General features: G+C 34.3%; 12 protein-coding genes and 1 pseudogene. 1 reads left to right on the forward strand and 12 read right to left on the reverse strand.

Annotated elements, in window-relative coordinates; genetic code table 11:
• Positions 1–136: 136 nt before the first annotated feature.
• From KA833_RS13735 to KA833_RS13790, 12 genes are all read right to left on the reverse strand, one after another.
• Positions 137–1,000: an aminoglycoside nucleotidyltransferase ANT(6)-Ia gene (locus tag KA833_RS13735; RefSeq protein WP_002294505.1), complete on the reverse strand. Its 864-nt coding sequence runs from the start codon at positions 998–1,000 to the stop codon at positions 137–139.
• A 32-nt stretch (positions 1,001–1,032) separates the two neighbouring features.
• Complete coding sequence (locus KA833_RS13740) at positions 1,033–1,767, reverse strand: class I SAM-dependent methyltransferase (protein WP_000662263.1); 735 nt, start codon at positions 1,765–1,767, stop codon at positions 1,033–1,035.
• Positions 1,748–2,617, reverse strand: a complete 870-nt coding sequence (locus KA833_RS13745; protein WP_000233000.1) for a nucleotidyltransferase domain-containing protein — start codon at positions 2,615–2,617, stop codon at positions 1,748–1,750. The genes KA833_RS13740 and KA833_RS13745 overlap by 20 nt, the downstream gene beginning before the upstream one ends.
• A 14-nt stretch (positions 2,618–2,631) precedes the next feature.
• Positions 2,632–2,856 (reverse strand): helix-turn-helix domain-containing protein, encoded by a 225-nt coding sequence (locus KA833_RS13750; RefSeq protein ID WP_000205227.1) that lies wholly within the window; start codon positions 2,854–2,856, stop codon positions 2,632–2,634.
• 142 nt (positions 2,857–2,998) lie between these two features.
• Positions 2,999–4,561, reverse strand: coding sequence for a recombinase family protein (locus tag KA833_RS13755; protein ID WP_000136908.1), 1,563 nt, complete (start codon positions 4,559–4,561; stop codon positions 2,999–3,001).
• A 1-nt stretch (position 4,562) separates the two neighbouring features.
• A complete protein-coding gene (locus KA833_RS13760; RefSeq protein WP_481906382.1) occupies positions 4,563–4,940 on the reverse strand; it encodes a recombinase in 378 nt (125 codons plus the stop codon).
• Positions 4,941–4,979: 39 nt separating this feature from the next.
• Positions 4,980–5,477 carry a DNA recombinase gene (locus KA833_RS13955; protein WP_002327635.1) on the reverse strand — a complete coding sequence of 166 codons (498 nt, stop codon included), beginning with the start codon at positions 5,475–5,477 and terminating at the stop codon, positions 4,980–4,982.
• Between the two features lie 346 nt (positions 5,478–5,823).
• Positions 5,824–6,987, reverse strand: a complete 1,164-nt coding sequence (gene chrA, locus KA833_RS13770) for a chromate efflux transporter (RefSeq protein ID WP_025905227.1) — start codon at positions 6,985–6,987, stop codon at positions 5,824–5,826.
• Between the two features lie 10 nt (positions 6,988–6,997).
• Positions 6,998–7,300 carry a PadR family transcriptional regulator gene (locus tag KA833_RS13775; RefSeq protein ID WP_025905228.1) on the reverse strand — a complete coding sequence of 101 codons (303 nt, stop codon included), beginning with the start codon at positions 7,298–7,300 and terminating at the stop codon, positions 6,998–7,000.
• Positions 7,301–7,425: 125 nt separating this feature from the next.
• Positions 7,426–7,827: an arsenate reductase (thioredoxin) gene (gene arsC, locus KA833_RS13780; RefSeq protein ID WP_025905229.1), complete on the reverse strand. Its 402-nt coding sequence runs from the start codon at positions 7,825–7,827 to the stop codon at positions 7,426–7,428.
• A gap of 17 nt (positions 7,828–7,844) precedes the next feature.
• On the reverse strand, positions 7,845–9,137 hold the full coding sequence (gene arsB / locus KA833_RS13785; RefSeq protein WP_181187313.1) for an arsenite efflux transporter membrane subunit ArsB: 1,293 nt from the start codon (positions 9,135–9,137) through the stop codon (positions 7,845–7,847).
• Positions 9,134–9,451: an ArsR/SmtB family transcription factor gene (locus KA833_RS13790; protein ID WP_011274435.1), complete on the reverse strand. Its 318-nt coding sequence runs from the start codon at positions 9,449–9,451 to the stop codon at positions 9,134–9,136. Before KA833_RS13790 ends, arsB begins: the two co-directional genes overlap by 4 nt.
• A gap of 268 nt (positions 9,452–9,719) precedes the next feature.
• Here KA833_RS13790 and KA833_RS13795 point away from each other — a divergent pair.
• Positions 9,720–10,200: pseudogene (locus KA833_RS13795) on the forward strand (heavy metal translocating P-type ATPase); the annotation flags it as partial.

Genomic DNA, 10,200 nt, shown 5'->3' on the forward strand with positions numbered 1-10,200 from the left:
TAAAACTTTGCAACAGAACCGTAAATCATATTTTCCAATTGAGTTACGAGGTAATATACCTCTAATTTCATTTATAACATCAGTACTTTCCATACATTTACACCCCTTGCTTATGGTTAATAATCTTTGCTAATCTTTAAAAATAGTCATTTTCAACATATTTTTTATACATGTCCTCGGTATATCTTGTTATGTTCTTACCATACTCTGGATAATCAAACCCCAGTAGTTCTGCTACCTCTTTGGACACTTCCCTGAACAATTGGTGGCATATAAATAATGACTTCCAAATATTTTCATAGGAATCCATGCGATATGTAGATAATAATCTATTCCATAGATCTTCATCAATGTATTTGTTAATATACTTATAATTTTTCCCAACACTTAATGAAAATTCTGTCTTTATCCCAACCTTCCACGACATCATCCTAAGTAGTTCAAACCGTAGAATCTGGTTCAGATGATCGATTGCAAACAGTATCTCTTTGCGGCACAATCCTTTAATAACATAAGGTGTTACATTCCAAAATTCATTGCAGCAATCATCATACTCCCTTGCGCTTGGCTTTCTTACATGATAATCTATATCAGTCGGAACTATGTCCCTTTTAATTCTACAATCTTTATCAATTAGAACCTTTATTAATTTATCGCCCTTTAGGTAATTATCTAACTCTTCCAAGGGCAATAAGGTAAGATCAATTTTATTGTAATCATCAAATAGCATAAGATAGGAAAATCCCTTTTCTTCAGGTGGGAATAATTCCATATCCTCCGGCTTTTGCATCATTATTATATTCCCAAATTGATTAAGCCAGTCATCATTAGATATAAACGGTTCTATATCACTTACAAAATATGTAATATCATAATCCTGAAATTCATCTTTAGGTATATTAATATTTGCGCGTGACCCCTCAAGGGTCACAATTCGAATACGTTCATCCTGTTCTGCTAAAGAAAGTACTAAATCCATCATTTCTTTTTCTGATCTCATTTACATACTCCTCGTTTATTTTTTCTATATTATTACATCTTCTTTTTTGCCGATACAATCAGCATCATTGGGCGTCGCATTTCATCCGCCATCCCCGGAATATCCATCATGTTCTCTGGCGGCTGTGGCTCCACAATCTGATTTATTATAAAACTATTTGAAAGCAGTGTATTTAGATATGTGGTCAGTGTTCTATGATATTTTGTAACCTTTTCTTCCAAAAACATAGCTGTCCGTTTGCCCTCATAATAATAATTGTCCACCGGGAAATGCAGTATTTCTCCTTTTTCGTTATAATACCAGTCTTGTGTTCCATGAGCAGTAAAAACAGGATGTTCAACTGTAAAAACTAAATTGCCACCAGCCTTCAGCATCCTATATATCTTTTTTATTAAATTCTCATAGTCTGCTACATAATGAAACGCAAGCGAACTTAGTATTACATCAAAGCTCTCCTCTGGGAAATCCACATCTTCTATGGCACAGCATTCATATTCAATCTGTGGAAAATGGGTTTTTCCTTTTGCTACTTCGAGCATTTTATGAGAAATATCAACACCTACTACAGAGGAAGCACCGTTTTCCATCGCATATATACAGTGCCATCCATAGCCGCATCCTAAATCAAGCACACGCTTACCCTTAAAATCAGGTAGCATCTTTTTCAAAGTCTCCCATTCTCCCGCACCAGCCAGTCCTTTCTGCGAGCGACTCATTTGACTGTATTTTTGAAAAAATATATTATCATCATATTTGTTTTCTTTCATCTGAACTCTCCTCGTTTAAAAAGTTATTTATCTCCGATACAATTTCATTCACTTCTTTATAAAGTTTCTCGGTCATATCGTAGCATTCAAAAAGAGAAAGACCGAGTACTTCAAAAATATGATTAACTCTTTCGGCATATTTTTCAGGTTTATATTCAAAAGTTTCAAGCAGTTTTATAGCTTTCTTTTCGTTAATGCAATAAGCATTATTACATGCAAATAGTACTTGATTTAAGCATGAAATAATACGAAAAACATGGCCTGCAATATAATATTTATCCTCTACCCCCGCATTTGCTTTTACAAACATTAAAGAGAATTCAGCTTCAAATATAAAAAAGTTCATCAAGCTTTTCTTTAGAGCAGTAGGGTAAATTTCTGCCTGCTTTTTTAATTCGCATAAGCTTTCGTTCTTAGCATATAGTATTTTACTAATCGCTAATTCTCCACGATACATTGCACTTATATAACCATGGGGATGCCCGGTCTGATAATTGGCAGTAACAATTCCTTGCTCCGTATCTTTGATTATTTGTTCTACCCGTTTTATATCACGTAAAATCAAGTCAACATGATACCCATTTATAAATAACCATCCGCCGCCATTAATCCAATCACCCCACGCTCCGGGAGGCACAACAAGGTTGTTTCTATTTTTATCATCCAATTCTGTAGCAATTTGATTAATCGCTGTCAGGTCAAATGAGTCTGAATTGTAATAGATTCCGATATCTATATCAGAATTTTCTGTATGGGTGCCTCTTGCACGTGAGCCCCCTAATACGATGCCTTCTATAAAAGGCAAAGATGATAATTTCTCTGTTACTATTTGAATAACATTACCTACCATATAAACATCCTCCTTTATTCGTTAGATATTTTTATTTCTTCTCCATCTGGTAAAATAAATGCCTGCACAAACTTGACACCTAGCACATCAGCAATGGCCTTCAACTCATCCAAGGTTACTGTTTCTCGTTGTAATTTTTTATTGAAATTCTGTGGAGTCTGGCCAATACGTCTAGCAAGTTCGGAAACACTTATATTCATTTGCTCACACAGTTCTTTAATCATTTCTGCCGTAGTCATACAGCACCTCCAAGTTTACGCTAAGAATATTATAAACCATTTGGTTGATAAACACAATAGTTATTAAAATATTATTATAATCAGCAAGCAAAAGAAAACCCACAACTCTACTGTAGAGTCATGGGCTATTTACTTCTGGTTTTCATATTTCCATTTCGATGCCAGATTTGAAGGCTATGACGAAGTGGCCTTCATAGACTGTAACGCTCTGGATTATCTTCCTTACAAGCTTATCATCATATTCTAAGGTGCGGAATTTGTTCTTGCGGATAAATTCAATCAGCTCATTGATTCGCTCGTTCTCGCCACTGAGGGAGGCATCTTCTACTAAAAGGATCTGTCGCTTGTCTCTCAGCTCATCAATCTCATCTGCTAAGTGGTCATAGTCTTGACCCTTGTTCGCCAGCTTGATTAGTTCTTTTTGTTTTTCCTCTAGTGAGTTGTTAATCTCTGAAATTTGGTATTCTGTGGTTTCGCCAATCACAGCATGAATATTCTCTTCCAGTGTCTTTATCATATTGTTCCCACCTGCAAGTAGCTTATTAATCGCAGTCATTACTGCACCATAAAGTTCATCTTCTTTTACGGTTCGGTTCTTACAAACTTCAGGACCTTGCTCGATTCTAGTCACGCATCGCCAGACAAATTCTTTTCTTCCGTGGATATTCCAATAGACCCGTCTATAAATATCGCCACAATCTCCACAGAAGGTGATGGCACTTAAAGCGTACTTGCTACTGTAAATTCTTTTGTTCTTGCCTTCTCCTGTGTAGATATTGCTTCTCCGATGAATTTCTTCTTGCGCCTGCAAAAATAACTCTTTAGGAATAATCGCTTCATGGCTATTTTCAACATAATATTGGGGAACATGCCCTTCATTTTTCACTCGTTTCTTGGTCAGAAAATCTACTGTGACAGTCTTTTGCAGAAGGGCATCTCCGATGTATTTTTCGTTTTGAAGTATCTTCTTAACTGATTCTGGTCGCCATCTTGGTTTTCCCGCTGCTGTTAAAATACCATCCTTTTCAAGGGCTCGACCAATGCCCACTAGACTCTGACCCTCAAGGTATTCTCGGTAGATGCGTTTGATAATCTCAGCTTCTTCGGGGACAATAGTTAAATTTCCATCTTCATCTTTCGTGTAGCCCATAAATCGCTTATGGTTGACCTGCACCTTTCCTTGTTGGTATCGGTACTGTAGCCCAAGCTTAACGTTTTGTGAAAGGCTCTGGCTTTCCTGCTGTGCCAAAGATGCCATAATAGTCAGCAAAACCTCACCTTTGGCATCCGTGGTGTTGATGTTCTCTTTCTCAAAATAAACTGATATGTTCTTATCCTTGAGCTGTCTAATGTATTGAAGGCAGTCTAGGGTGTTACGCGCAAATCGGCTGATGGATTTTGTAATAACCATGTCGATGTTACCGTCCATACACTCTGCAATCATGCGATTAAATTCGTCACGCTTTTTAGTGTTCGTACCAGAGATACCATCATCTGCAAAGATGCCAGCAAACTCCCATTCATTATTTTTCTTTATAAACTCTGTATAGTGTGAGACCTGAACCTCATAGCTAGAATTTTGTTCTTCTGTTTCTGTAGAAACACGGCAATAGGCAGCAACACGAAGTTTCTTTATCTTTTCTTTTGCGGCTGTACTTCCTACTCTTTTACGAGCAGGAATAACCATTATATTTTTCTCTGTCACTTTATTCCTCGCTTTCTATCAGACTGTATAAGTATTCTGCTCGTTCAAAAGGATCCACTGGCATCTTATTATCTGCCTTTTTCATTTTGAATCGTTCTTTGGGAGGGGGAGAGGTGAAAGCGGCAAGCTCTACCACTCGTCCTAAATCTTTTGCACGTTTATCTCTAACTTCTTCAGCTTTATCAAATATCTCTTTATCAATAATTGCTGGATACGTATCATTTCCAAGGTAGTTGACGTTTTTCAAAATGCGCCCCATCACAGAATGTGTCTTTTCAATACCTGCCTGTTCGCCAGCCACTGTAAGGGATAGTCCTGATATGTATTTCTCAAAGAATACCTTTACTTGACCTGCTGCCTTTTCATCGACAGTAACCACTCCATCTTGAATTTTGTATCCATATGGAATATATGCAATTTATCTCACCACCTTTTCTTTCAGGGAAAGACCGCATTTCAAATTGAATGTCAGCTCATCCCTGGAATTTACAATGATGTTCACTACAAATTCTTCAAATAGTTCTTCCGTGTAGTCACCATTAAAATTATCTGCTGACACATAATTAATGAGGTCCTTTATCTCGTTTGCTCGCAAAACCCCACTCGCAGAGTTCGTTACCAGGTTTGTTTTTTCGGTAGTAAGATTTTTAATCTCACTATCTAAAACATTTCGTTCCTGATTAAAAAGAGCAGGTTCTAGGAAACCTTTGGACATCAGTGCAATAAGGGTATTGCGTTCTTCCAATAGTTGCTCCATTAGCTTATCAATAGCGTCCATTCTTTCACGGTCGCTTTCTTCATCGATTTGGCTAACTGACTTGAAAAGTGGTTCTAGGATTAGCTTATGACTGAAAGCAAGCTTATTCATCATGGTTGTCAATGTGGCTTTGATTTCCCCATCTCGCAAAAACAACATGGAGCAACTTTCTTTATCTTCGATACTATCTCAACATGTGTCGTGGATAAGGTAAGTATGTAAAATGGTATGTGGAACATAGTGATTTGCTGTAAATGATTTGCTAACTACTTTAGTTCTTTATACAAAGTATAAATCGGATATTTTATTATTTTTTCTTTTATATCTTCTGAGATTAGGTCAAAGTATTTGTCCGCTAAATCAGAAAGGGGTTCTTTTTTCATCACCTAATGGGTGATGAAGCAGAATACTTTAAAGACTATTAAATCAATGTTAGGAAAGACTATTAGTAAAACTATGAATTATTCAGGTATAAAATTTATTCTTTGATTATGAATGAGAAAGATTAGTAAAACATTATACCTATTATAATGCCTATTAGTACAATAGACCAGGAAGGTAATTTATAATACACCAGGAATACGAATAATGAGCTAGCTAAAGCAAAATCTAATTCTGATTTAATCGTTGAAGTCCAAATCGGGTTATAAAAAGCAGCAATAAGAATACCGACTACACCTGCACTTATTCCTTTTAAAAATCCTTCAGCATAAATATTAGATTTAATATTATCCCAGAATGGCAAAATTCCAAATAACAAAAGAAACGCTGGTAGGAAAATAGCAATAGTAGCCAGTATTGCTCCTCCAACACCTTCTATAGACATCCCAATATATGAAGCAAACGTAAATAACGGTCCGGGTACAGCTTGAGCAGCAGCATAACCTGTTATGAAGTTATCGGGTGATATTAATCCTGATGGTACAAACTCATTTTTCAATAAAGGCAAAACAACATGTCCTCCCCCAAAAACTAAAGAACCTGACCTATAAAAACTATCAAACATTTTTAACCATAGATTATTTGTCATAGAACTAGCTATAGGTAAAACAGTTAATAGTAAAAAGAATAATGATAAAGAAATAAAACCTAACTTTTTAGGTAACTTAAATGATTTGTTTTTTGTTTTAGTTCTATCTGTTGAAGTTTGTTTTAGAAAGATGAGACCATATATACCAGTTATTGATAGTGCAATGACTTGTATATAAAGATTATTTATTACTAATGATAATATAAGAACAAATAATGCCAATGCAATAGTGGTTTTAGTATTTGTTAATTTTTTTCCCATTCCTATAATTGCTTGGGCAACAATAGCAACAGCTACTAGTTTTAAACCTTGCATCCAAGTGAAATTCGCATCACTATTTGTAAATAACGTTGAAAAAATCATCAGTATAATTACAGAAGGGATTGTAAATCCGATAAATGAGATAATACCTCCGCCGATGCCTCCTCTTATAGTTCCTATACCAATACCAACTTGGCTACTAGCTGGCCCAGGTAAAAACTGACACAGTGCTACCAAATCAGAGTACTCTTTTTCATCAAGCCATTTTCTTTTTTTTACGTATTCATCATAAAAATAGCCTAAATGGGCTGTAGGTCCACCAAATGATAATAAACCAAGTTTTAATGCTACCAAAAAAATGTTTATATATTTATACATAAAGATCTCCTTATATTTCGTTAGTTAACTCTTTTAATTTTTCTCTAGATTCTTCTAAAAACTTTTCACCTTCTGGAGTTATTGAATAGTATTTTCTACTTTTTCCATTTACAGTTTTCGTTGTACTTTTTAAAAGGTTCTCGTTTTCTAGTGTATGGAATATTGGATAAAGGGTACCAGGACTCATATCATATCCATGGTCTTCTAATTCTTTAATCATCCAAGCCCCATATATTTTATCTTCACTTGCATGATGTAATATATGGATATAGATAAATCCTAAAAATATTTTTCGTTGTATTTTACTTTTCAATATATCTCTCCTTAGTTAAAATCGAATTACGATATCGTAATTCGATTTTAATGTGTGTAAATATTCTTGTCAATTAATTTATTAAGTTTAAAAACAGTGAACTAGTAGTAAAAAACATCAAGTATCTACTTGATGTTTTTACTAAAATCTTTAATTGTATTACCTATTTCATCTCTAACACGTTGGAATTCTGACCATTCTTTACCTGCTGGATCATCAAAACCCCAATGCTCTTTTTTAACGTTTGGTGGTAAAATAGGACAATTATTGTCTGCATTGCTACATAACGTTACGACCAAATCTGATTGTTTTAAAATGTCATTATCAATTAAGTCTGACGTATGGTTTGATATATCAATATCTACTTCTTTCATAGCTTCTATTGCTTTAGGATTAACACCATGTGTTTCAATACCAGCAGAATAGACATTCCAATCTTTGCCCAATATTTCCTTTCCCCAACCTTCAGCCATTTGGCTACGACAAGAGTTACCAGTACATATAAAATAAATTGTTTTCTTATCCATAATTAAAGCCTCTTTTCTTAAAATATGATTAGTGTAAGGTATAAACCTAAGAGTGTTACAAATAGGACTGGAATAGTAATGATTATTCCAGTTTTAAAGTAAGTTCCCCACGAAATCTTCACACCTTTTTGTGTTAAGACATGTAGCCACAATAATGTTGCTAAAGAACCAATCGGTGTTATTTTAGGTCCTAAATCAGAACCTATGACATTCGCATAAACCATACCTTCTTTAATTGTTCCAACTACATTCGATTGTCCGATAGCAATTGCATCTATTAAAACTGTAGGCATATTATTCATAATTGATGATAACAAAGCAGATATAAAGCCCATGCCCATAACACTACTGAATAGTCCATAACTTGAAATATTGGATAATGCATCAGCTAAAATTGTGGTGATGCCTACGTTTTTCAAGCCGAATACGACTAAATACATACCAATTGAAAATAGGACAATATTCCATGGTGCACCTTTAATTACTTGTTTCGTATGCACAGCTTCGGAATTGCGAGCTAACAGTACAAAGATAATAGCAATAATACCAGCAATGATTGATACAGGTATTTGTATAAACTCACTAACAAGATAACCCACAAGTAGTATTGCTAATACAATCCATGAAATCTTAAATAATTTAGAATCTTTAATTGCACTTTTAGGATCTGATAGATTTTCTGTATCGAACCTTTTAGGTATGGATGTTCTGAAATATACCCATAAGACGAGAATACTGGCAATTAGAGAGAATATATTAGGTATAATCATTCGACTAAAATATTCAATAAATCCAATATTAAAGTAATCTGCTGAAACAATATTCACTAAGTTACTTACAATTAAAGGTAGTGATGTCGTATCAGCGATGAAACCACTGGCAATTATAAAAGGAAAAATCACTTTTTTGTTAAATCCTAGATTCCTTACCATCGCTAATACAATAGGCGTTAAGATTAAAGCAGCCCCATCATTTGCGAAAAATGCTGCTACAACTGACCCTAATAACATAATAAAAACAAACATTTTTAAGCCGTTACCGTTTGACGCTTTGACCATATGTATCGCGGACCATTCAAAAAATCCAATTTCATCTAATATTAATGAAATAAGAATAACAGCTACAAAGGTTAAAGTAGCATTCCAAACAATCCCTGTTACTTCTATTACATCTGAAAAACTTACGACCCCTGTAATAATCGCAACGACAGCTCCAATTAAAGCTGTAATACCAATATCTAACCCCTTAGGTTGCCAAATAACAAACATGAGAGTTAAAAGAAAAATAATAATCGCTAGAATAGTCATTATGTACATTCACCTGTCTTTATCTTTTTACACATACATTGTTGAGTAGGAGAGCTAATATAAGTTAATTCATTGTTGATTGAATCTAAGGACTTATGATTAAGTCGGTACATGCGCTTAGTACCGTCTTTTCGTGTAGATACTAATTCATTATCTACTAGAATTTTCATATGATGACTTAATGTAGGTTGTGAAAATTGAAAATACGCTAATAAATCACAAGCACATAATTCACCGCAAGATAATAAGTCTAATATTTCTAATCGACTTGGATCCGATAAAATTTTTAATTGTAATGATAGTTCCTTATAAGACATATGGATGTCATCCCTCCTTTATTATAGATTATCATCTATATAGACAATTATCTATATAGATAATGCTTTTTGCAATAATACATTTAATTAAAACCTTGTTTTAAACATCGATGACAAGGTCTAATGTAGGACGTGGAGACATCATTTTCGGAATGATATAAATAAATCCATAAATGGAGATAAATCGAAAACATTTATACCCCTAGGAGGTATGTGTTATAGTATAAGTATAGCTAATATAATATTTTCATAAATAGGAGGGGTTAATTTGAATAATAATGGTGAAGAGCATAATCATCAAAATCACATGAATCATTCCAATCACATGCATCATGATAACCATGCCTCACATCATCATAGTGGCCATGCACATCATCATGGAAATTTTAAAGTTAAGTTTTTTGTTTCATTAATTTTTGCAATACCTATCATTCTTTTATCGCCAATGATGGGTGTTAACTTACCTTTTCAATTCACATTTCCAGGTTCTGAATGGGTAGTGTTAATATTAAGTACAATTTTATTCTTTTATGGTGGTAAACCGTTCTTGTCTGGTGGTAAAGATGAAATTGCTACAAAAAAACCAGGCATGATGACCTTAGTTGCCCTAGGTATTTCAGTAGCTTATATTTATAGCTTGTATGCTTTTTATATGAATAACTTTAGTAGTGCAACTGGTCATACAATGGACTTTTTTTGGGAATTAGCAACCTTAATTTTAATTATGCTATTAGGACATTGGATAGAAA

Origin of the sequence: Staphylococcus sp. GDY8P67P, assembly GCF_017892545.1 — a bacterium.
GTDB lineage: Bacteria > Bacillota > Bacilli > Staphylococcales > Staphylococcaceae > Staphylococcus > Staphylococcus ureilyticus.